General features: G+C 60.0%; 1 pseudogene. It reads left to right on the top strand.

Going from position 1 to position 365, the window contains the following annotated elements:
- A pseudogene (locus tag LD110_RS23440) lies at positions 1-330 on the top strand (integrase); the annotation flags it as partial.
- Between the last annotated feature and the right edge of the window lie 35 nt (positions 331-365).

Raw genomic sequence — 365 nt, forward strand, 5'->3', positions numbered from 1 at the left:
GCCGCGGAACTGGGCAAACTCAACGAAATCTGGGAACTGGACCGCATCTTCACCAACTACCTGCTGCCACAGCAAAAACTGCTCTCCAAGCAGCGCCGCGGGGCCAAGGTCACAAAGAAGCACGACGCCCCCGCCACACCCCACCAGCGCGCGATCAAACACGAACGGGTGCACAAACGCCCGATCATCCAAATGAACTCCGCCTTCAAGAAGATCAGACCCGGCGCACTCTCACGCCAGATCCTGGCCCTCACCGCCGAACTGGAAGCCCTCGCCCTGGCGAAAAAACCAGCCACCCTCAAAACCGTCCACCGCGCCTGGAACAACTGACATCACGCGGAGGTATTGCAATGAGGCAACGATGC

This window comes from Arthrobacter sp. M4 (assembly GCF_020251205.1).
GTDB lineage: Bacteria > Actinomycetota > Actinomycetes > Actinomycetales > Micrococcaceae > Arthrobacter.